Origin of the sequence: Streptomyces sp. NBC_00289 (assembly GCF_041435115.1) — a bacterium.
Taxonomy (GTDB): domain Bacteria; phylum Actinomycetota; class Actinomycetes; order Streptomycetales; family Streptomycetaceae; genus Streptomyces.
Genome location: NZ_CP108046.1, coordinates 629,398 through 651,512 on the forward strand (window position 1 = coordinate 629,398; position 22,115 = coordinate 651,512).

Annotated in this window: 11 protein-coding genes and 14 pseudogenes; 12 read left to right on the plus strand and 13 right to left on the minus strand. The window is 65.9% G+C overall.

Translation table 11 applies throughout. The features are described from left to right. Positions 1-286: 286 nt before the first annotated feature. A pseudogene (locus OG985_RS03400) lies at positions 287-612 on the minus strand (transposase); the annotation flags it as partial. Between the two features lie 124 nt (positions 613-736). Here OG985_RS03400 and OG985_RS03405 point away from each other — a divergent pair. Further along, positions 737-2,055 (plus strand): annotated as a pseudogene (locus OG985_RS03405) (IS1380 family transposase). Positions 2,056-2,275: 220 nt separating this feature from the next. Here the strand turns inward: OG985_RS03405 and OG985_RS03410 are convergent. Both OG985_RS03410 and OG985_RS03415 read right to left on the minus strand, forming a co-directional pair. Continuing rightward, positions 2,276-3,080 (minus strand): annotated as a pseudogene (locus tag OG985_RS03410) (transposase); the annotation flags it as partial. A 1,191-nt stretch (positions 3,081-4,271) separates the two neighbouring features. Next, positions 4,272-4,619: pseudogene (locus tag OG985_RS03415) on the minus strand (transposase); the annotation flags it as partial. Between the two features lie 245 nt (positions 4,620-4,864). Here OG985_RS03415 and OG985_RS03420 point away from each other — a divergent pair. Genes OG985_RS03420 through OG985_RS03430 form a run of 3 tightly spaced genes read left to right on the plus strand, consistent with a single transcriptional unit; the run spans position 4,865 to position 6,188 of the window. Continuing rightward, positions 4,865-5,347, plus strand: coding sequence for a transposase (locus OG985_RS03420; protein WP_371666735.1), 483 nt, complete (start codon positions 4,865-4,867; stop codon positions 5,345-5,347). Then, entirely contained in the window at positions 5,344-5,898 is a 555-nt protein-coding gene (locus OG985_RS03425; protein WP_371666736.1) for a transposase, read from the plus strand. Before OG985_RS03420 ends, OG985_RS03425 begins: the two co-directional genes overlap by 4 nt. Positions 5,899-5,951: 53 nt before the next feature. Continuing rightward, complete coding sequence (locus OG985_RS03430; protein ID WP_371666737.1) at positions 5,952-6,188, plus strand: helix-turn-helix domain-containing protein; 237 nt, start codon at positions 5,952-5,954, stop codon at positions 6,186-6,188. A 236-nt stretch (positions 6,189-6,424) separates the two neighbouring features. Here OG985_RS03430 and OG985_RS03435 read toward each other — a convergent pair. Further along, a pseudogene (locus tag OG985_RS03435) lies at positions 6,425-7,618 on the minus strand (IS4 family transposase); the annotation flags it as partial. 127 nt (positions 7,619-7,745) lie between these two features. Between OG985_RS03435 and OG985_RS03440 the strand changes: the two are divergent. From OG985_RS03440 to OG985_RS03455, 4 genes and pseudogenes are all read left to right on the plus strand, one after another. Beyond that, a pseudogene (locus OG985_RS03440) lies at positions 7,746-8,115 on the plus strand (transposase); the annotation flags it as partial. Between the two features lie 150 nt (positions 8,116-8,265). Beyond that, on the plus strand, positions 8,266-8,769 hold the full coding sequence (locus OG985_RS03445) for a hypothetical protein (protein ID WP_371674247.1): 504 nt from the start codon (positions 8,266-8,268) through the stop codon (positions 8,767-8,769). Positions 8,770-8,854: 85 nt separating this feature from the next. Continuing rightward, positions 8,855-9,321, plus strand: a pseudogene (locus OG985_RS03450) (ISAzo13 family transposase); the annotation flags it as partial. Between the two features lie 111 nt (positions 9,322-9,432). Next, a pseudogene (locus OG985_RS03455) lies at positions 9,433-10,316 on the plus strand (IS5 family transposase). Positions 10,317-10,619: 303 nt separating this feature from the next. Here OG985_RS03455 and OG985_RS03460 read toward each other — a convergent pair. Next, complete coding sequence (locus tag OG985_RS03460; protein ID WP_371666738.1) at positions 10,620-10,799, minus strand: hypothetical protein; 180 nt, start codon at positions 10,797-10,799, stop codon at positions 10,620-10,622. A gap of 313 nt (positions 10,800-11,112) precedes the next feature. Between OG985_RS03460 and OG985_RS03465 the strand changes: the two genes are divergently transcribed. Beyond that, a complete protein-coding gene (locus tag OG985_RS03465; RefSeq protein WP_371666739.1) occupies positions 11,113-13,827 on the plus strand; it encodes a LuxR C-terminal-related transcriptional regulator in 2,715 nt (904 codons plus the stop codon). 43 nt (positions 13,828-13,870) lie between these two features. On the opposite strand, the gene OG985_RS03470 is transcribed toward OG985_RS03465, so the two are convergent. The 8 genes and pseudogenes from OG985_RS03470 to OG985_RS03505 all read right to left on the minus strand — a co-directional run. Next, the gene (locus OG985_RS03470; RefSeq protein WP_371674715.1) at positions 13,871-14,050 is read right to left on the minus strand and encodes a hypothetical protein; all 180 of its coding nucleotides are present in this window, start codon (positions 14,048-14,050) and stop codon (positions 13,871-13,873) included. 218 nt (positions 14,051-14,268) lie between these two features. Continuing rightward, positions 14,269-14,460, minus strand: a pseudogene (locus OG985_RS03475) (IS30 family transposase); the annotation flags it as partial. 7 nt (positions 14,461-14,467) lie between these two features. Then, positions 14,468-15,175, minus strand: a pseudogene (gene istA, locus OG985_RS03480) (IS21 family transposase); the annotation flags it as partial. 169 nt (positions 15,176-15,344) lie between these two features. After that, on the minus strand, positions 15,345-16,706 hold the full coding sequence (locus OG985_RS03485) for an ISL3 family transposase (RefSeq protein WP_371666740.1): 1,362 nt from the start codon (positions 16,704-16,706) through the stop codon (positions 15,345-15,347). Positions 16,707-16,761: 55 nt separating this feature from the next. After that, positions 16,762-16,920: pseudogene (locus OG985_RS03490) on the minus strand (ISL3 family transposase); the annotation flags it as partial. Between the two features lie 128 nt (positions 16,921-17,048). Beyond that, positions 17,049-17,711 (minus strand): annotated as a pseudogene (locus tag OG985_RS03495) (transposase); the annotation flags it as partial. 714 nt (positions 17,712-18,425) lie between these two features. Beyond that, complete coding sequence (locus OG985_RS03500) at positions 18,426-19,655, minus strand: hypothetical protein (RefSeq protein ID WP_371666741.1); 1,230 nt, start codon at positions 19,653-19,655, stop codon at positions 18,426-18,428. A 102-nt stretch (positions 19,656-19,757) separates the two neighbouring features. After that, positions 19,758-19,945, minus strand: a pseudogene (locus tag OG985_RS03505) (IS5/IS1182 family transposase); the annotation flags it as partial. Between the two features lie 131 nt (positions 19,946-20,076). Between OG985_RS03505 and OG985_RS03510 the strand changes: the two are divergent. From OG985_RS03510 to OG985_RS03520, 3 genes and pseudogenes are all read left to right on the plus strand, one after another. After that, positions 20,077-20,721: a hypothetical protein gene (locus OG985_RS03510; protein WP_371666742.1), complete on the plus strand. Its 645-nt coding sequence runs from the start codon at positions 20,077-20,079 to the stop codon at positions 20,719-20,721. Positions 20,722-20,928: 207 nt separating this feature from the next. Further along, positions 20,929-21,694, plus strand: a pseudogene (locus tag OG985_RS03515) (IS5 family transposase). Positions 21,695-21,856: 162 nt separating this feature from the next. Next, a complete protein-coding gene (locus OG985_RS03520) occupies positions 21,857-22,090 on the plus strand; it encodes a hypothetical protein (protein ID WP_371666743.1) in 234 nt (77 codons plus the stop codon). Positions 22,091-22,115: the final 25 nt, after the last annotated feature.

Here is a 22,115-nt window from a genome sequence, read left to right on the forward strand (position 1 = left end):
ACTTTGAGATATTCCTTGACTACCAAACCAACATGAAAACCTTTAACAGAAGAGTAGATCCTACTCATTTGCCCTTTCCGGGCGCTATAAGCAACAGAACCATCGCCATCCTATAAACCCGCATAGTTTCGTGACGGTCCGCCGACGGAGTCGGTGGACCGTTTCGTGCCGTGGGCTGAGGCTGTACAGGCCGAAGACCCGAGTGTTGCCTCGGGATGGCGCCGGATTCCACTGCTCCGGCTGTTGAGGTGCTGTCGTAGGGACGGGGAATCCGCTGGTCAGCCAAGTCGGGCAGTTGGGTGAGCCGGTAAAGGGCTGCGGTAATGTGACCGGTCCAGGGCCTGTGCCGGGCCAGGCGGAGGATTCGCCGGCGGAGCCCGTAGTCGGCGGGGTTCCCAGAGCCTGGCCTTGCCGGGTCAGGGCGAGCATCGGTATCCAGGCCAGCAGGTCGAGCGCGATCTGGATGATCTCCAGCCAGATCCGGTTCTGGGCGGTGCGGTGCAGGGGCAGGTTGCGCAGACCGGTGGCGCGGGCGGCGCGGATGCGGTCCTCGGCCCGGGCCCGCAGCCGGTGAGGGAGCACGAGCCCAGCGATCGGCCGGCCCGAGGTGTTAGCCTCGGGCTTTCACGAGGTGGTCTGTCCGAGGCTTGATCACAAACGCGAGAAGTGCTCCTGACCTGGAACGATAGGACTTGTCGAGGGTCCAGATCGTTCCGTGGAAAGAAGCACTTCTCAGGTGAAGAAGCGTATCGGGTCGTACCCGCGTGTCCGCGTTGAGGGCAGTGGTCGTGGAGTGGTCTCGCAGGCCGGGACCGTGCTGCTGGTGGAGACAGTCCGCAAAACGGGCCTGGATACTGCGATATCGGCGGCTCTGGCCCCCTGGCGCAAGCCGCGGGCGGTGCACGATCCCGGCAAGATCCTGCTGGATGTGGCGCTCGCGGTCCCCCTCGGCGGCGACTGCCTGGCCGACATCGGCATGCTGCGGGCCGAGCCAGCCGTGTTCGGGCAGGTGGCCTCGGATCCGACAGTCTCCCGGCTGATCGACACGCTCGCAGCGGGTGGCCAGCGAACCCTGAACGCGATCCGCAATGCCCGGTCCCAAGTGCGCCAACAAGTATGGAAGTTGGCCGGGCCGACGGCGCCGGATGCGACCGGTTCTGTGACCGTGGACCTGGACGGCGTCCTGGTGATCGCGCACTCCGACAAGGAAGACACGGCTGCGACCTGAAGAAGGCCTTCGGCCACCACCCGCTGATGGGCTTCGTCGATCACGGGACCGGCGGCTCCGGCGAGCCGGTGGCCGTTCTGCTCAGGCCCGGAAACGCCGGCAGCGACACCGCCGCCGATCACATCACGACCACCCAGCTGGCCCTGGCCCAGCTGCCCAAGTCCTATCGGCGCGGGCGCCGGACGCTGATCCGCACCGACTCCGCGGGTGGCACCCACGAGTTCGTGGCCTGGCTCGCGCAACGCGGACGGTGGCTGTCGTATTCGGTCGGCATGACCATCACCGACGCAGTCCACCAGGCCGTCCTCAAAGTGCCGCTCGCGGCATGGACGCCGGCCATCGAGGCCGATGGAGAGATCCGCGACGGAGCCTGGGTCGCCGAACTCACCGGCGGCATGCTCGACGGCTGGCCGAAGGGCATGCGGCTGATCGTCCGGAAGGAACGGCCGCATCCCGGTGCGCAGTTGAGGATCACAGACGCCGACGGCATGCGGATCACGTGTTTCGCCACCAACACCACCGGCCGGCCCATCGCCGAGCTCGAACTCCGCCACCGCCTGCGGGCCCGGGCCGAGGACCGTATCCGGGCCGCCCGCGCGACCGGCTTGCGGAACCTGCCCCTGCACGACACCGCGCAAAACAGGGTCTGGCTGGAGATCGTCCAGATCGCGCTCGACCTGCTGGCCTGGATGCCGATGCTCGCACTGAACGGCCAGGCCAGGCTCTGGGAGCCCCACCGCCTGCGGCTCCGCCTGTTCAGCTCGGCCGGCCAGCTCGTCACCACCGGCCGCCGCCAGATCCTCCGCCTCGCCCGCCACTGGCCATGAACTCATATCGTCGCCAGCGCCCTCGAACGCTCGACCAACTGCAACCCAGTCTGACCAGTAGCTTTCCCGTCCCTGCGAGCCGCACCACGTCTCCGGAGCAGTGGAACCCCGCGCCCACCCGACACGTCAGTCGGGCTACCGGCCTGCCCGCAAGCAGCCACGGAACGCGAAATGGTCTGCCGACTCCGTCGGCAGACCATCACGAAAGATCGAGGCTAATGGCGAAACAGGTCAGCCTCATGCCGTCAGCACCGTGCGCCCCAACGCCCAGGAGTGCGGCCGTTCCTCCTGACGATCAGCCGCATGCCCTCCGGCCAGCCGTCCAGAACGTCTCCGATCAGTTCAGCGACCCAGGCGCCGTCACGGATCTCGCCGTCCACCTCGACGGCCGCCGTCCAGGTCGATGCCGGAACCTTCAGCACATGCTGGTGGATCGCCTCGGTGATCACTATGCCGACCGAGTAAGGACGGCCACCGTCCCCGCTGAGCGAGCCAGGCGACGAAGTCGTGGGTGCCGCCTGCGGAATCGGTGCGGATCAGGGTCCGGCGCCCGCGCCGGTACTTCTTCCGAGTGCGCGATCACCAACACCCGTCGAGGTCCATTGTCACCGTCCCGCCCGCATCAGGCGCTTCCCGGCCGGGCAACCGCCAGACATGTTGACGAACTTCAGCCCGCGCGGCACGGATGGCCCGCAAGGCCTTTCTCCGGAGGCTGTGAGGGTGTCGATGAGGCGGGAGACCGCCGGGTCGGAGGCCACCGGCCCGAACACGGTCGGCTCGGCCCGCAGCATGGCGACATCCGCGAGGCAGTCCCCGCCCAGCGCGACCGCCAGGGCCACGTCCAGCAGGATCTTGCCCGGATTATGCATCGCTCGAGCCTTCCGCCACGGCGTTAGCGCAGCTGATATCGAGGTGTCCAAGCTGGCCTTGCGGACGGTCTCGACCAGCAGCACGCCCCCGGCCTGTGAGACCATCGCCCGGCCGCCGCCCTCTATGCGGATACGCGACCCGATACGATTTTTCACCTGGAGAGTGCTTCTTTCCCTGCAGCCAACAAAACCCCCTACAAGTCCCATCGTGGCAGGTCAGGAGCATTCTCCGCTTATTTTATCAAGCCTCGGACACCCACCTCGTGAAAGCGCGAGGCTAAACTGCCGCCCACGCAGAACGCTCGGCTGGAGAACTCCAGCCGAGCGTCTGCAGAAACTCTTCGCGACCTGATCACCATCACGTCGCACAATGATGCCTAGCAATCACAGCTACCTGACGTATCCGACCTTCACGGAATTGCTGAGTGGATGCCATTTCCCGGTATGATCACATGCGTTGAGACGATCGGCTTCCTCGACACCACAGGCCCGCAATTATGACACCGAGTTGTGGACCGTCACGGTGGCTTTCACCATGTCCAGGGTTCCCTCAGAGGTATTCCGCACCGTCTGTGAGTAGCTCTGACTGGCACCGGGAGCCAAATGGAAGACGCGCGGATCTTTTGTCCACCCGTCCATATCCATACTCCAGCATCGGCTGCCCTCAAACAGCTGCAATACAGAGGAAACGTTAACCGATCCGGCAACGTCCGTTTGTATGACTGTCGGGTGAAGCTCTCCACTGACCTCATCCCCAGCGCACTCTGAGGACATCCCGAGGTGGTCGTAAACGCGAGGCACTATTGAATTCACAGCGTACGCTTTATTGCTGCCGGAGTACGCATGGTCGAAACTAGGCCCCCAGATCGAACTGTCGTCGTCTCGAACTTCGAATTTCACGGAAAAGGTCACACTGCTGGTCTTCATCGGGGCAGCGGAGGCTGCACTGGTCGGCACAGCGGCCAGTGCAGCCACAGTGAGGCTGATTCCCGCCAGGGCAAGGACCTTTCGGAAGGTCATGAGGTCTCCAAGTAGTGATGAAAGAATTGGTGAAACTGCTGAGAGATCTTATTTCTCCATACGCTTGCGAAGACGCTAGGAACGTGGCGATGGTTTGGGTAGTTGTTACTTAGCCTCGATCTTTCTTGAGGGTCCGCCGACGGAATCGGTGGGCCCCTTTCCCTTTCCGGAGCGGGCTGGCGGGCCGGTGGCCCGGCTGTCGCGTCGGGTGGGCGCCGGGTTCCACTGCCCGGGGCGGGTGATGCTGTCGCAGGGACGGTGGTTGTGTGTCAGCCGGGGCCGGGCAGGAGCGGGAGCTGTTCAAGAGCCGTGGTGATCTCGCCGGTCCAGGGCAGTGACGGGCGAGGCGGAGGATGCGGCGAAGGTGTCGATCAGGCGGGAGACGGTCGGGTCGGAGCCGACCGGGCCGAAGAGGGCCGGTTCGGACCGCAGCATCGCGACATCCGCGAGGCAGCCGCCGCCCAGAGCGACCGCAAGGGCGATATCCAGGAGGATCTTGCCGGGACCGTGGACGGCCCGCGGCTTCCGCCACGGAGCCAGGGCCTGGGACATGGCTTGGGCGAGACCGCTCTTGCGCACCGTTTCGACGAGCAGGACCGACCCGGCCTGGAAGACGACCTGACGGCCGTCGTCCTGGACACGGACACGCGGGTAGGAGCCGATAGAGTGCTTCACCTGGGAAGTGCCTCTGATTTCAGCGGGAACAAGGACCTCGACAATCCTCATTCTTGCTTCTGAGGTTTTCTGCCTAGTGCTGGATTCCGCTTTGGTTGGGTATATGTCTTGGTGGCGGGGTAGTTGATGGTGCTCGGGGGCGGGTGCTGGGCATGGTGTTATGGGCACGGCCGGGTTGTGACGAGGACGAACGGGCAGTTGTCCGTCGGTTGTCGCGGGCGCGGAAGGCGCCGCGGGATGTGGTGATGCGGGCCCGGATGATCGAGCTGAGCTGGTCGGGGCTGCGGGTGCCGGCGATCGCGGTGGAGCTGGGCTGCAGCGAGAAAACGGTCCGCTGCTGGCTGCACCGCTTCAACCGCTCCGGGCTGGAGGGGCTGGATGATCTGGGCGGGCAGGGCCGCAAGCGGCGGATCACCGAGGCCGAGCGATCCCGGATCATCGCTCTGGTCAAACAGGTGCCGCCGGGCCGGCTGCGGTGGGAGCCGGGCGGGGAACTGTGGGCGGCCGACGAAGCCGGGCCGGCCGAGTGGACGCTGGACTCCCTGGCCGCCCAGGCCCGGCAGCTGGGTATCGAGGTCGGCCGCTCCCAGGTGCGCAGGATCCTGGTTGCCGAGGGGGTGCGCTGGCGCCGTACCCGATCCTGGACCCGTTCAAAGGACCCGGACTTCGCGGGAAAAGGACGCGGATCATCGGCCTCTACACCCAGCCACCCGACGGCGCGACGGTGATCTGCGCCGGCGAACTGGGGCCGGTGATCCCCCGCACTTTTCCGCCCGCACCGGGCTGGTCACCCGACGGGCACCGGATCAAGTCCGAGCTCGACTACGGCTGCGGGCCAGAAAAGACCTGGGTCTACGGGGCTTTACGCATCCGGGACGGCCAGCAGATCACCATGGCCGCATCCTCCCGCAACAGCGTCTTCTACCAGCAATTCCTTCAACTGGTCGAGGACGCCAATCCGGCCGGTGAGATCTGGATCGTCACCGACAACCTGTCCTCCCACAACAGCCTGTCCACCCGGACCTGGCTGGAGGACCACCCCCGCATCCACCACGCGTTCATCCCGGTCGGCGCCTGCTGGCTGAACCTGCAGGAAGGCTGGTGGCGGATCTTCCGCAAGACCGCCCTGGCCGGACGGTCCTTCGCCAACCCCGACGACATCACCCAGGCCACAGCCGTGGCCACCCGGCAACTCAACGCCCGAGCCCGCCCCTGGATCTGGGGCCGGCCAGCCCCGCCCACCCGCCAACTACGACGCCGATATGTGTACATCCAATGAGGAATGCAGCACTAGGGTGACGGTGATGTCGTGGGTGGGTGTATCCCTGGAGGATGCGGTATCCCGATGGGGGTGGCCTGACCGCGAAGCAGCGGGCCCGGCGGGAACAAGTGCGGTTCGAGGCTGCCGAGTTACTTGCGCAAGGGGTGACACCGCCGCAGGTCGCGCGGCGGTTACGTGTCTCATGCAAGTCCGCCTATGCCTGGCATGCCCGTTGGCGGGACGGGCGAGGACCTTGCCCTCGTCGCCCCAGTCGACCTAGCCTCAATACCAGTGACTTAGTGACCTAGCTTCGTCGGGCTTTGGTTGACGGGTTGATCGGGGCGGTGCGCCAGTGCGGGGCGATGGTCATGGCGTCTGCTGGGTCCCGGGTGGGCTGAGGCCAGGTGTAGTGCTCGTCGCGTTTGACGCCGAAGTTGGACATCTTGCGTTTGACCACGCGCGGGTTGGAGCGTCTGCGGCGGGTGGGTAACAGGCGCGCGGTGATCTCGCGGAGTCCGTCGGTGAGGGCGGCGGTCAGACGGTCAGGGGAAAAGGCCGCCTGCGCGGTGACCTGGCGTCGTGCGAGGCGGATGCTCCGGGTGAAGGAGAGCCTGTCGGGGTCGAGGCCGGCCTGCTCGGCGGCGTCGTGCATCAGGGTGCGGATGGCGTGGTGGACCAGCAGGTGTGCCCAGACCTCCTGCTCGACGCCTTCGGGTGAGCGGGAGCGCAGGACCTGGGCAGGTCCGCGTTGATGGGTCTTCAGCTCGTCCAGCGTGTTCTCGAACTCCCACCGCTGGTGGTACAGGGCGGCCAGCTCGGTGGCCGGGGCGGCATCGGGATCGAGGACCGTGGTGATCAGCCGGTAAGGGGCGTCCTGCCCGGGATCGTCCAGGGTGTACTCGATCACCCGCACCATTTCCGGGTCGGCACGCTTGCGGTGGTCTCTGGCCGCGACGATCTCTGACAAGTACGAGCCGTCGGGCAGCTCTTCGCGGACCGGCAGCACCTGGTGGGAACGGATGCGCCACAGCAGGTCCGCACCGCCGGCCGAGGCCGCCCGCCACAGCTCCAGGCCGGTGAAGCCGCGGTCGGCCAGCAGCAGATCGTCCTCGCCCAGGTGACCGAACAGCTCGCGGGCCAGCACGAGTTCGGACGTGGTGCATGGGCCGAGAGCCGCCGTGGTGATGGCATGGGTGCCGCACTCGGCCAGCGCGACCACCCGCACCTGCGGATACGCACACCGCTGGGTGCGGTGGGTCTTCGGGCGCCCGAAGTGCGCCACGTTCTCCTGGCTGTCCGGAACGTCGAAGACTGTGCCGTCGATGGCCATCAGCCGCCACCGGCCGTAGAAGGCACCCGGTGTCGATTCCGTGGCCAACGGCCGGGCCACCGAGGCGAACAGGGCCTTCAGCGGTTCTGGACCGAGTCTCGCGCGCGCTCTCGAGATCGCCCCCGTGGTCGGCACCTGCCACGACCCCGACCAGCGCTTCGCCCAGGTCAGCCCATGCGTCAGCAGCCGAGCGACCTCTTCGTAGCCCTGGCCGGAGAACAAGCACATCGCCAGCACGAAGTAGACCACCACGCGCGGCGGCAGCCGGTTACGCTGCCCGGACCTCCCGCACTGGGCCACCACCCGATCCACCAGCTCCGGCGGGAACGACCGCGTCAACAGCCCGACCGCGATGCGATCCGACAACCGCTCGTCCGTCTCCGGCTTCACCTGACCCGGCCGTGGCATCCCGGCACCTCCCCGCCACGCACCCTACCAGCCACCACCCTAAGTCACTGGTATTGAGGCTAGGCCAGCCCTAGTACTGCAACGGCGTCTACCGTGACTGCTGGCCAGCTCGATCGTTGGTGTGGTTATGGGTGGGGACCTTGCTGATGTGCGTGTGTGGGCGAGTGAGTTGGACGCGGTGCACGGGCGGTTCGGGCACCGGCTCAGCCGGTCGGAGCCGCGGGAGTCGGCGCTGGCCTATATGCGGGGGCTGATCGCTCCGCTTGAGCGCAAGAACGGCTGGACGCTGGCCGAGGAGGCGGGCCATGGCGGGCCGGACCGTATCCAGAGGATGCTGAACCGGATCGAGTGGGACGCTGGTCCTCGACGATGTACGGCGCTACGTGGTCGACCACCTCGGTGACCGGGAGCCGGTGCTCATTGTCGACGACACGGGCTTCCTGAAGAAGGGCACTCGCTCTGCGGGAGTGCAGCGGCAGTATTCCGGCACCGCGGGGGCCCGTATTTCATAAGTGCTCGGCAGAGGGGTGTTGGTGGGAGTCTGAGATATGCCCCCGTGTCTGTCAGACGGCGTTGCCGCTCGTGCTCTGCGGGCCAAGATCCATCAGATCCTGCCGCACTTCGATGAACGCCGCCGTCGGCTGTACCTGGCCAGTGAGGCTACGGCCCTCGGGCATGGCGGGATCGTCCGGGTCGCCGCCGCCTCCGGTACCAGCACTGCAACCATTGCGCGAGGTATGGCCGAGTTGGCCGGTCGCTCGTCACCGACCCTGCGGGTCCGGGCTCCAGGTGCCGGCCGCAAGAGGCTGACAGACACCGACCCTGGTCTGCTGCCCGCGCTGGAGTCGCTGATCGAGCCTCACACCCGAGGCGACCCCGTCTCCCCGTTGCGGTGGACCACGCTGTCGTTACGGGCGCTGGCCTCGACCCTCACCACGCAGGGCCAGACGGTTGTCAGCGCTTCAACCGTCGGACACCTTTTGCATACCCTGGGATACAGCCTGCAGGGAACCGCGAAGACAACAGAGGGCATCAGCCATCCCGACCGCAATGCCCAGTTCACCCACCTGAATGCCACCGCCGCCGCCTTCCTCAACGAGGCCCAGCCGGTGATCAGCGTTGACACCAAGGCCCAAGGAATGGCTCGGTAACCGGGACCGGCCCGGTCGCACCTGACGGCCGGGCAAGAACGCGATCAAGGTGGACTGCCACACGTTCACCACCAACGACCAGCCCATGGCGATCCCCTACGGGATCTACGACATTGCCAACAACAGCGGATGGGTCAATGTCGGAACCGACCACGACACCGCCGAGTTCGCGGTGGAGTCCATCCGCCGCTGGTGGCAGCACCGCGGACGGACGGACCACCCGAATGCTTGCAGGCTCCTGATCACCGCCGACTCCGGCGGCTCCAACGACCCTCGCCGCTGGACCTGGAAGAACAACCTGGCCGCCTTCGCACGGGAAAGCGGTCTGGAGATATCGGTCTGTCACCTACCGCCCGGAACTTCGAAGTGGAACAAGATAGAGCACCGGATGTTCTGTCACATCACCGCGAACTGGCGGGGGCGGCCGCTGACCACCTACCAGTCGTCCTCGAGACCATCGCCGCCACAACAACCAAGACCGGCCTGACCATCGGGGCCGAACTGGACACTGGCAGCTACGACCTGGGGATCAGCGTCACACCCGCCGAGTTCCACGCCCTTCCGATCACACCCAACGCCTCCCACGGTGACTGGAACTACACACTGTCTCCCGTTCCACCGCGAGCGCCCGACGCGCCGGCAACGACACACCGGACCGACCGCATGGGACGTGGTGACCTGACGAACGCGGAGTGGGATCGACTGGAGTCGTTCTTGCCTCGCGGTGGTGCGGGTGGGGGCCGGTGGAGCGATCACCGCCGGGTGATCAACGGGGTGCTGTATCGCGTGCGCACGGGAGTGCAGTGGCGGGATTTGCCGGAGCGCTTCGGGCCCTGGGAGACGGTCTATAAGCGTCATCGCCGCTGGTCGGCGGACGGGACCTGGCAGATGCTGCTGTCGCGGGTGCAGGCCGCCGAGGATGCCGAGGGTCGGATCGACTGGGACGTGTCGGTCGACTCCACAGCGGTGAGGTCTCACCAGCACGCGGCCGGCGCGATGAAGGCGCCCCCCGTCACGGGTCCTCAAAAGGGGATCCGCCGGGGGACGAACCAGGTCGATCCGGTGCTTCGGAAACTGGCCGTCCGGTTGGAGGAGGTGGTCAGATCGGCGAGTGTCTGAGGCGATCCCGCGGCGGCTTCACCACCAAAATCCATCTCGCCGCCGACGGACGATGCCGGCCGCCCGCCTTCCTCTTGACCCCCGGACACTACGGTGACGGCCCACAACTCGAGCCCGTCCTGCAGCTGGTGTCCGTGCCCCGCGTCGGAGTCGGCCGACCTCGCACCCGGCCCGATCATGTCCTGGCCGACAAGGCCTACACGTCGCGCCGAAATCGCCGCTACCTGCGACGACGCGGAATCCCGCACACCATCCCCGAACGCCTCGACCAGCAAAGGCACCGCCGCAACCGCGGTTCTCGAGGCGGCCGGCCCGCAGGCTTCGACAGCGAGCGCTACAAGAAACGCAACACCGTCGAGCGCGCCATCAACCGACTGAAGGGCTTCCGAGCCTCGGCATCACCCCTGTCCCCACGTCGGCGTCGGTAGTGCAGGGCGACTTCAACCCAGTAGCTCTTACTCATCAACGCCTAGCTGCAGCAAGAAATACTAACGACGTGTTCGGCGCAGTAGAGGTGTGCGCCGTTGCCCTTGTCCACCTTCCTACCCCCCCTCGGGGAGGTGGACTTCCACACTCCATCGGTCGCGCATGCCGAAGGAGTGGCGGCCCCCACCCTGTCGAAAGGGTGGGGGCCCAATTTTTCTGCGCGGGACTGTCTGTCGGCGAAGCCGAGGTCGTGCGCCATCGCCGACGCATGCCGATGCGGCCGGTCAGGACAGCAGGTCGTGCCTTTACCGTTGATCGTGGACACCGGTTGTCATGCGGCGGTGGTCAGCGTAGTTGATCGTTGGCGCGTGCAGGCTGACGACCTGCCCGCCCTGCACAGCTTCGTCATCGGCCTCGGCCAGGACCTCGACGCCGTCGTCTCCGGGCTCAGCTCCGGCGCCGTCGAGGGCCACAACAATGATCAAGCGTCAGATCCGCGCCAACTTTGGCCTGCTCCGCAATCGGGTCCTCCTCACCGCGCGAGGCCGTTCATGATCGCGGTTGTGGTGACCCTCCATGGCTCCGGCACTAAAAGTGATCCAGAACCACTCTTCAGCCGTCGCCGACAACCACAGACCCTCGGATGTGGAATCGTCCTGCCGGTTACTCACGCAGTGCACTTGAACAGCGGTGTTGCCAGCTCTCGAGTTCCGGACACCCGGGCTGGAAAAGGCCTAGTGAGTATCAATTGCTTAATCGGCGGCCGCTGGTGGTGCGTAATCCTTCACGGGATCAGTCATGTCCAACCTTGCTCGGAGACCACTCGTGGAGACGGATGTTTTGGGACGATTTTGGCCATTTGTGGGCCGAGATGCAGAGCTTGCTGTCTTCGCGAAAGCGTGGGGTGATCCGCGATGCGAGGGGTTCACGGTGCACGGGCCCACAGGAGTGGGCAAGTCGCGGCTAGCCGAGGAATGCCTGGCGCGGGCGGTGAGCGAGGGATTTCGGGGAGCGCGAGTGACGGCCAGTTCAGCCGCCGCCGCCGTACCCCTAGGAGCCATTGCACATCTGGTGCCGTCCGAGGTTGACCTGTCCGACCCGGTGACCGGATTCGAGGCTGCCGCTTCCGCTCTGTCCGGCCCCGCACGCACACGCCGGTGGGCTGTCTGGGTTGATGACCTGCAGCTCCTGGACGCGGCTTCGGCCATGCTGCTGCGGCAGCTGATGGACATCGGCGTGATCCGCCTGATCGCCACCATCCGTACGGGTGAGCCAGCTGGCGAGGCCGTGGACGCTCTGACCCGCGGCGATGCGGTGCACCGTCTGGATCTGGAAACCTTCAACGAAGACCAGGTTGACGTGCTGCTGCGGACGGTGCTGGGCGGCCCGGTGACACACGGAACCCTGAAGCGGCTGTATACCGTTTCGGGGGGTAATGCTCTGTACTTGCGGGAAATGGTTCACGGCGCGCTCGCTAAAGGCGCCCTGACCCACGACGGAGAGATACGGGCACTGGGTGAGATCTCACTGGCGGGTACACCACAATTGACCGAACTCATCAAGAGCCGGTTGGCGACCGTGGGCCCGGACGGCTGGCCTGTACTGGAACTGATCGCACTGTGCGAGCCGCTGCCTCTGGGCGACGCCGAAGCGATGGCCTCATCGCAGGTACTGGCCGAACTGGAGTTCGCCGGCCTGATCGGCACTACGCGGGACCAGCGTCGGACCACCCTCACACTGGCCCACCCGCTGTACGGCGAAATCATCCGAGCTGGTCTGCCCGCCCTGCGCCGGCGCGCCTTGCTGCTCCAGCAAAGCGAACGCACGGAGAGCCGCGGCGCTCGCCGCCGGGACGACGCACTCCATACGACCGCCTGGCGCCTTTCCGCCACCGGCACCGCTGATCCTCTTCTGCTTGCTCGAGCCGCAGTACTGGCCCGCCGCGGACACGACTACCAGCAGGTCACCACCTTGCTGCAGGCCATACCCGATGAGCATCATTCGGCGAGCAGCCGGATGCTTCTTGGGGAAGCCCTGTTCCAACTGGGCCGCTGCGACCATGCAGAGACGATACTGGCCGGTATCGACACGACGACTGTCGGGGAACAAGACCAATTGGCCATTACTCTGGTACGGACAGCGAACCTGCTATGGAGCAACACCTCCACGGCTACTGCTTTCGCAGTCAATGACGCCGCTCTGGAGTCGGTCACTGACCCCCGGGGACGCCGGACGCTGCGTCTCAACGAGGGCTTCATGCGCATCGCCGCCGGTCAGATCCACAAAGGCCTGGACCAGCTGGACGACATGCAACCCGACGTCGATCATGAGCATGATGTCGATGCCTGGCTGCGCGGAGCACTGATGAAACCTGTCGGACTTGCTCTGGTAGGTCGCACGCGTGAGGCTATGACGTGGGCGGAACGCGCTCACACCGTCCACCGGCGAGTCGACGAACACGCCCTGGTCTCCCACCCGTCCGTCCACCGGATTTCCCTGGTGCTTGCACTGACCGAGGCCGGCCAGCTGGAGGAGGCATACGAGGCCGGCAAGAGCGCCTACGCCGATCTGCCCCACTTCGACAAAGTCGTGAGGGTCTGGCTTGCGCTCTGCATCGCCCGCGCCTCGTGGCTTGCCGGGCACCCGACAACAGCTCGCCGATGGTGGGCCGAGGCCGCCACCGCAGCGCGATCCATCGACCTCATCAAGGCGCTCCGGCCGGCTTTGAGCGGCATCGCCGCATGTGCGGCTGTGCTCGGCGATCTGGATGCTGCCGACGCGGCTATAACCGAGCTCACCACCTACCCGCCCCTTCCCCCAGGCCCTCTCTCCAGTGGAGAGGTACATCTGGGCCAGGCCTGGGTGTGGACAGCTCGCGGACAACTGGCCAAAGCCCGGGCCGTGCTGACCAAAGCCGCCCAAGCCGCCAGGGACACGGGCCACGTCACCGGTGAAGCCCTACTCCTCACCGATATCGCCCGCCTGGGCGGCGCCAAAGACGTCACCACCCGCCTGAGCCAGCTGGCCGATACATGCGACGGGGCTTTCGCCCCCGCCCGCGCTCACCTGGCCACCGCGCTAGCTGCCGACGACCCCGGTCAACTCCTGACGGCAGCCGACGAACTCGAGGAAATCGGTGCGGATTTGCTGGCAGCCGAGGCCGCGACGGCAGCCGTCGCAGGCTGGCACCGGCTCGGTCTGGCCAGGAACGCCGCCGCAAGCACCCGACGGGCATCCGCTCTCCTGACCCGCTGCGAAGGTGCCCGAACCCCGCCACTAGCCACCTCCAAAGCCGCCGCTCCCCTCACTACCCGCGAGCGAGAGATCGCACTGATGGCTGCAACGGGTCACTCAAGCAAAGACATTGCCGCAGCCCTGACCCTGTCCGTGCGCACCGTCGACAACCACCTCCACCACAGCTACACCAAACTCGGTGTCACCAACCGCCGCGAACTGGCTGAAGCCCTCGGCGTCAGAAACTCCAGTTCAGCAAGATGGACCACTCGCCCGTAACAACCCACGACCCGGCATCCGAGTTGTGTATCAAATCGCCCTTCTAGTACCGGTGTTGATCTATGCCGCACTGCCACAGGGTCATGTCGAGGGCGTCCAGGGCGAGGCGGGTCTCCTTTGAGGTGGCTGCTGACCAGCCGACGATGCGGCGGGAGAAGGTGTCCACGACGAAGGCGACATACGACGTGGTGTGCGACACCAACTCCTGATCAGGCCCTGACACGCAGTGAGCCGTACGGGTTGGTGTTGTTGTGACGCAATACCTGGCCCGTACGGCTTGCTCGCATCGTCTCTGCACCCGCATCTCACGGAATCAACTCGGCAAGATCATCGCCGAGTTGGCCGCGTCCTGGATGGCACGGAAGCACGCCCGGCTGCGCGAACGTCTAGGTCACGAGCGTCTGCGGGCTGAGGGCGGAGGCCCGGACCATCAGCTGGTTTTCACCGATCGGGTGACCGCCACCCTGGTGATCCTGCGATTCCAGCTCCCACACGCCGCCCTCGCCCTCCCCAATACAAGTCGGGGTACTGCCGGAGCAGACCGTTTGTGTCCTCGTTCGAGCCGCGTTGCCAGGGGCTTGCCGGGTCGCAGGAGTAAACCGGTATGTCGGTGGCGAGGGTGAATTCGTGGTGCCAGCCCATCGTAGTGCCCGGCGAACGCGACCGCTTCCGGGTGCAGCGGGACCGCCTCGCCCGGCGCGACGTGACGGCGCACGACGGTCTTGGTGCGGTCGTAGACGATCGTCATCGGCACCCCGCCGAAGTGCGCGAACGCGGCCCGGTGGCAGTCGAAGAAGCTCGTCAGGTCCTGGCCGGTGGTGAAGCAGCAGAACGGATCGCGCGAGTACGACAGTGTCATGTGGAACGAGTAGACCTTGGGAATCCCGACGTGGGCGAGGATCCTGCCCTCATCGCCCCAGTCGACCTGGGCCTGGGCGCCCGGGACCACTTCGAACCGGCGGTGCAGACCCGCCAGTTCACCCGGGCTGATGCCGAGCTCCTCGGCGATCCGGGGCCTCGCCTCCTGGAGGTAGATCTTGACCCGCTGGTAGTTGATGGTGACCTGGTACTCCGAGGCCAGGCGCTCATGGATCACCGATGCCCTCAGCAGGATCTCCGACTTGAGCATCGCGTCGATGAGCGGAGCGACCTCGTCGACCGCCCGATGCTGCCGTCTCTCGGCCGTCCGTTTCGGCGGCGCGACGGGAGCCTCGCCCGACAGGTACTTCGAGACCGTGCGACGGTTCAGCCCGGTCTCCTTCGCGATCTCCCGCAGGCTCATCGCACCGGCCTCGTACAGACCGCGAAACCGCCTCAACTCCAGCCAGCGATGCGGGTCCAAGACCACCTCAGCCGCCCCTCTGCCACCCCGAAACCGACGACAGAAGACTCGCGGCACCCACCCGCCACCGCATCAACTTTGGTGCACCCTCATCCGTACGAGGTGGTGCACGATCACGGCCCTGGCAAGATTTTCGTGAAGCGGGAGTGTGCCTCCGTGCGCCGGTGACGCTCCGTCACGGGTAGCTGCGTCGGAGTCCTGCCATGAGGATGACGCGGTGGCGCAGGAGCGGAACTCCGGCACGGCCAGCCATGATCCTCTTCTGAAGCTTCAGATCCGTGATCCGGCCTTCATTGACGCCGGAGTTGAACGGGGTGGTGATCCCCTGAACGACTGCGTGCTGGTCCTCGCGGATTGCCTTGGCCAAGCCGTCCAGAGCCGGGAGGCGGGAGGCCGCGAGGTGGTCAAGCCAGTCCGGCAGTGGGGCGGCGTCGCGAGCACTGAGCATTGACGCGAACTGCCGCACCAGGTCGTGGGTTCGGTCCAGCTCCGGGCAGTGCTCAAGCAACCGCCGGAGTGCCTCGGTGGCGTGCAGGCTGCGCCGAGACGGCGTGGTGGTGATCCAACGGGCGAGCTGGCGGGGCGAGGGTGGCCGCTCGCGCGGTGTGTCGATCGGCAGACCGCGACGCAGGGGTGCAATGGCCATTTTGACTCTCTGGTAGTGGCCTCCGTAGCCCTTGGCGACGATCTCCTGGTGCAGCACCGTCGCGGTGTGCTCGCCTTCCTCCCAGCGTTGACGCAGATGCTCCAGGTACGGATCGAGGCTCGTGGACCGGCGGGGCGGAGTGCGGCGTGCGCAGTCCTGCCAGGAGGTCGCACGTGCGTACTTGGCAACGGTGCGTCGGTTCAGGCCCAGCTCGCGGGCTATCGCGCTGAGCGAGCGGCCGGAGTGGGAGGCCGCGTGTACCGCCTCGAACAGCCGCTTGGCGTGGCGGCGAGCAGGAGAGTCAGCTGTCTCGAATGGTTCTGCCGGCGGTGGTGAGGCAGGTTCGGATTCAGGTATTGCGGCGGACAGACAGCCGCGGTGCGCGGCGGCAATGTCCGAGACCCGTTTCGACAGTCCCTGCCATAGGTGAAAACGGTCGCTGACCTGCACCGCTTCCGGGGCGCCGTCGGTGATGCCCTGCCGGTAGACCAGCGAGCCGTCCCTGCACACCACCTCGACGCCGGGATGCGTACGCAGCCAGACGGCCAGCTGCTCTGCATCGCGCCCGGCCCACAGCTCGATCGGCAACCGCGTGTCGCCATCCACCAGCAGCGTGCCGTAGACGTCCGCGTACAACGCGAAGTCATCCACAACCAGCACTCGCGGTGTCGCGACTGCCGGCAGCCGCATGCGCATCAGCTGGAACAGCACACTCGTCCGCGACAGCGGCGCCTTCAGAATGTGCAGGAGCCGTGCCCCGCCACGGCCGGCGAGCAGCACTCCGGCCATCTCCACCAGGTGCTGCAGCAGCGGACTCCGACGCTGGTAGCGCACCGTCAGCCCCTCTACCTGCTTCGGCAAACGTCCGCCGGCCGCAGCTCGGACTGTCACAGAACAAGCGCCGCACCGCCAGGGTGATCAGCACCGCGCGTCCACCGGCAGCGACATCGGCCAGCGTGCGGGAGTACCGGCTGTGCACCCGCGTCGATCCGCGCCCGCAGTCCGGACACGCCATCGTCAACTCGCGTGTCAGAGCCACGATACGGACCACGCTGCCCGCCGACCACACCCGCTCCACCCGCACCACATCCAGGTGCGGAGACATAATCCGTACGAGGTCATCACACACTCGCAGACGGTCCCGCTACCCGTGACGGAGCGTCACCGGCGCACGGAGGCACACTCCCGCTTCACGAAAATCTTGCCAGGGCCACGATCACTTGTACGCCGACAAGCGCCGAGCATGACCTTGCGGATCGCTTTGACCAGACCGCTGTGGCTTTCGGAAATGACCGGGCGGACGCCGCTCAGGCCGCGTTCGCGCAGGTGACGCAGGAACTGGGCCCAGAAGACTTCGGTCTCGCTGTCGCCGACCATGACACCGACGACCTTACGGCCGCCGTCCTGGGTGACGGCGGTGGCGATGACGACCGCCTGCGAGACGATGCGGTGGTCGACGCGGGCCTTGACATAGGTGGCCTCGAGGAACAGGTAGGGGAACCGGATGTGGTCCATCGGAGCCGAGGGCTTTGACCAGGTCGTCGACCGAGCGGGTGGACACGCCGTGGACGTATGCCTCCATGATGACCGCGTAGAGGGCCTGGTCGATGCGCCGCCGCCGCTCGATGAGGCTGGGGAAGAAGCTTCCGGCCCGCAGTTTCGGGATGGCGAGTTCCAGGTCGCCGGCCTGCGTGGTCACCGTCTTCTCGCGGTGCCCGTTGCGCCAGGTGGTGCGGGTGTCGGTGTGTTCGCCCCACTCGGCGTCGATCTTTGTGGTGGCCTCGGCCTCGATCAGTTCCTGCAGCAGCCTTCAGCGACCTCGCGGACGAATTCAAGACCATCGGCCGAACGTAGTGACTCAAGCAGGCGAAGTAGGTCCTGCTGGGACAAGGCCATCGTGCACCCCCTGGGGTCGAACTGCCCGTCCACTCCGGACAGTTGCACGATGGCCTGCCAGTTGAGCAGGGAGCAGACACCGGCAGACGGTGCACCCCAGGGAGCAGAACCCGCGCACTCAACCGCGGAGATCCCCTACACCACTCAGCGGGACGCATCCCCAGTTTCGGCTGAGATCTGGCGGATGGTGGCTTTCTCACGCAGCCGGTCGGCGAGTCCTCGCGCAGATACCGCGAGGGGCCGCAGACCACTGCTGCCTTCCGTGCCGGAGGCAGTAATCTGCGGCCCTGGCCGCGTGAGCGGTGCCTTGCGCCACTTCTTGCCAGTCCGGATGTCGATCCCGGCGATCCGGCAGGCTTCACTGTTGCTGCAGCCCTGCTGCATGGGCCGAAAGTGCCGATCTCGAACTCCGTCGAACAAACCCTGTGAACTGGGGTGCTGCAACAACTGCTAGAACTCAAGCCGACTCGCCCGCGCGGTCAAGGCCACCCACGCTGAACTCCTCGAACGCCTCCTGCCACCACGCCGACGCCGGGCCAACCCCCGCGATACTAAACGCAAAGTCGCCAGCTGGCCCCTCAAACGCGTTGTCTAATGATCAACTGTCGGCGCAGGATGCCAGGTTCTGGCGCATCTTCCGCGGAGCCTCGTGGACCCTGAATCGAATGTCATCTACTGCCACAGCCGCTTTGATCCGGCAGAGATGACTCCGGTTCACTGTTTGGCCATATAGGTGAGGTGAAATGCGGAGTCTGTGTGTTCTCCCTTATTGTTACGGCAATCGATCACTGCGGTCTGATAGTTAGATCCCGAGTCGTAGTGGGTGTCATCGACGACGCAGGAGGCAGTGCTTTTCTGAGGGGTCACCATTACAGTGGCAGCGTTGGTTTTTGTGTCGCTCCACTGCTGGTTGGCCAGCAGCACGTTGTAGCGGCCGGAGGCCGCATGTTGAACGAACACTCCCCCCGAGTCGCTTCCGTATATGCGGTTGTAGCGGATGGCGGGAGACGTAAGATTATCACTGACCGGGATCAGAGGGACCTGAGCGTGAGCGGCAGACAGGCGATAGTAGGAGCCGGCGAAGTTAGTCTGTGCAACGTCGGTAACGGAGAAGGCAGAATTTACGGGCTGCCCCGTGCTCGTGCGTGTACATTTCACCTGTACCTCTTGCCATGCGGGTGATCCTACGAGTGAGGTACTGCCCAGAGAGCAAGACTTGTCGAAGCCTGAATCGAGCGTGGCCGTCACGGCCAAAGCTGAAGGGCCTGACAGGACGGGCAGGTGCACAAGATAGCTTCCCGCTGTCCCGGTGCCGCTGACGGTAGCGACCTTGCCGGTGGTGCTGCCTTGCAGAGGCGGCGTAACAGACTGAGTAGAGGTTGGGGGGCTGTCCACCCGCATCATCGTTCGGCTGCCCGTGCCCTCAATTCCGCTGCCCTGTGCGTAGGTGAGAGTGAAAGTGGCATTCATATCGTACTGGTCGGATTGGTTGTAACATTTAACGTCGACCAGGAGATCGCCATCGATTGACTGGGGTGTGGAAGGAGTGCAGTGCCCGTCAGCGGTCAAGGATCCAGCTGGCGAGCCGATCTGATGCAGGCCTCTCGTTACGTGGACGACTCCCGGCATGTTCTTGTTCTCAGAGGTGCCCATACCGGACAGCCTCACTGTGAACTTGTGTGCCGGACCATTATCGCGGCGAACCTGGACCGAACCGGAGCTGCTACCCGACTGTGAGGCAGGCGCTGAAAGATAAGCGGACCCGGAGTCAAAACGGAACATCCCGCTCGTATTCACGTACCCCCAGCCCGTCTCGGGAGCCACCTGAAGCTGCGCGGCGACTGCCGAGGAAGCGTGAGCCTGGCCGCCCAGCGAGAGCGCGGCACCACTGAGCACAGCTGCTGCGACGGCGAACCGTGTTGCCCTGGGGATCAAAGTACGCATGACATTCGTTCCTCTTCGCTATGGGCTTTGTCGATGCGTCATACGTCTTCAGATTCCGAGGGTGATGGGGTAATCAGTACTCAAGTGCTGCATTGAGCTTCTTCAGCGTTGACGCTCCAGGGTGTGGACGGCTTTGGCGTTGACGTCATGTGGTTGGGACTGCATCGGGATCTGCGGAAGATCCGCCAGGACTTCAGGCGGGCGACGCCGCGTTCGACCGGTGCCGGTGCCGCGGCCAGGGCCCGGTTGACGCTCTTCTCGGTGGGGGTGAAGCCCCTGGTCAGCCAAGGCTGTTGCAAGGTCGGCGCGATCTTGTGAAGTGGCTGGTCATCGGGGGTGTGACCGGATAGACCGAAGCTCCGTTGGGGTGAGTGACCTCTCAAGTCGGCTACCACCAACGGAGCTTCAGTGTGAGTCTTCCATGTCCGCGGCTGTGCTGTCCTGCGTCGTCACCGGTGTGGGTGACGGGCCCGAGGCGTGGGACCCGCGGGACCGGCGCGGGCGCCGGTATCCGCTGCTCGCGCTGGTTCGCGCGGCGGCCTGCGCGGTGGCGGCCGGGGGCCGTTCGTACGCGGCGATCGGGCAGCGGCTCGGGCGTGCCCCGCAGCACACGCTGGAACGGCTGGGCTTTGCGCCGCGCGGTGCGCTGGGCGTGCGGCCTGCGGCCTGCGGCGTCGATGGACACCGTGCGCCGCGTGGTCGAGAAGCTGAACCCGGCCGGACTCGCCGCACTGCTGCGGCCGGCCGGCGAGCCTGGGACCTGTTCGAGCGGTACCCCGAGGTGAAAGCAGGTCGACGCCGGGTACCGGGGCCTGGCCAAGGCCTTTCCCGACCAGGTGACCGCCCGCCGAAGAAACCCGCCAAAGATGCCGCCGCCGCCGACGACACCGCCGCCTGGCAAGCGGAGCGCAAAGCCCAATCCTCGGCCAGGATCCCGGTCGAGCACGCCAACGCCGAGCACAAGCAGTGGCGCCCGCTCCAGCGGTACATCGGACGCCGCGAATACTACGACCAGACCCACCTCGCGATCGCCGGACTGGTCTCCGACCGCACCGCCCTGCGGTAATCACCCACCAGCCAACCCGCCAGGCCGACGCACCCCGACCTCAGTCGCGCACCACGTCGTAATCGGTAACGGACGGCGTGGCGCCACGGTCTTGCACTGAGCCTTTTCCAACCTCGTGCGTTGGCTGGGCAGTTGGCCTGACAGATGGATGAAGCCCCTGGTAGATGGGTTTTCGACCAAGAGAACCGTCTCCACCAGGAGCTTCGCATGCTTGTCTACCTGTCCGGCGTCGACGTGTCCAGCGCCGCGTGCCGCTTCCTCGCCGCCCGCCTGAGGGAACGCCGGCGCGCTCTCGGCACCCGATGGCGGCGCCTGAGCGCAGGCCGCCAGGCCCTGCTCACCCTCGTCCATCTCCGCAACGGCCACCCCTATGCCCAACTGGCGGCCGGTTTCGGGATCGGCACCACCACCGTCTACCGGTACATCACCGAGGCCGTCGAGCTCCTGGCCGCCCTCGCCCCCACGCTCGCCGAAGCAGTACGGGCCGCGTCGATGAAGGCGTACCTGATCCTGGACGGGACACTTCTGCCGATCGACCGGATCGCCGCCGACCAGCCCTTCTACTCGGGCAAAACACAAGAAACACGGCATGAACGTGCAGGTCCTAGCCGACCCGAAGGGCCGCCTCCTGTGGGCTCCACCGGCTCTGGCCGGTGCCGTCCATGACGTCCGGGCCGCACGCGAGCACGGCATCATCGACGCTCTCGCCGAGGCCGGCATCAACTGCTGGGCGGACAAGGGCTACCAGGGCGCAGGCGGCACCGTCCGCCTCCCCTACCGCGGCCGATGGGACAGCCTCTCCGCCGGACAGCAGGCCGTCAACCGGTCCCACGCAAAGGTCCGTGCACTGGTCGAACAAGCCATCGCCACCCTCAAGTCCTGGCGGCTCCTCCGTAAACTCCGGTGCTCGACGACCCGAATCACCAGCCTCGTCCAAGCCGCCCTCACCCTCCATCTGGCCAACTCAGACTGAGGATGAAAAAGGCTCACTGCTCACACCCCGATACCCCACCTCTCCCCCTGGTGTCGGGTCCCCGTTTCAGAGATGGGTAACGGTTCGGCTGGTACATGGCGCTATTGGTCGTCACACTGAAGGGCAGTCTCACACCGCACGACCTGCATGGAGGTGGTGGCGATGCCGAACACTGGCGTGTCCGTCCAGCTGACCCCCGACGGCTTCACCGTCACATGCCCCGGCACCCACATCACCGGGCACGGCCCCACCGAAACGGCTGCATGGAACGACTTCTGGAACGCCTACCATGCCCAGTGGAAACCGCCCGCCACCATCATGGCTCCCGACGGTCTGAACGGCCCGCAGCGCCGACGCAGAATGCGCACCCTGCGCGTCCGCGACCTCTTTGGCTGACCAAGCGCTCACTGCGGCCGCCACC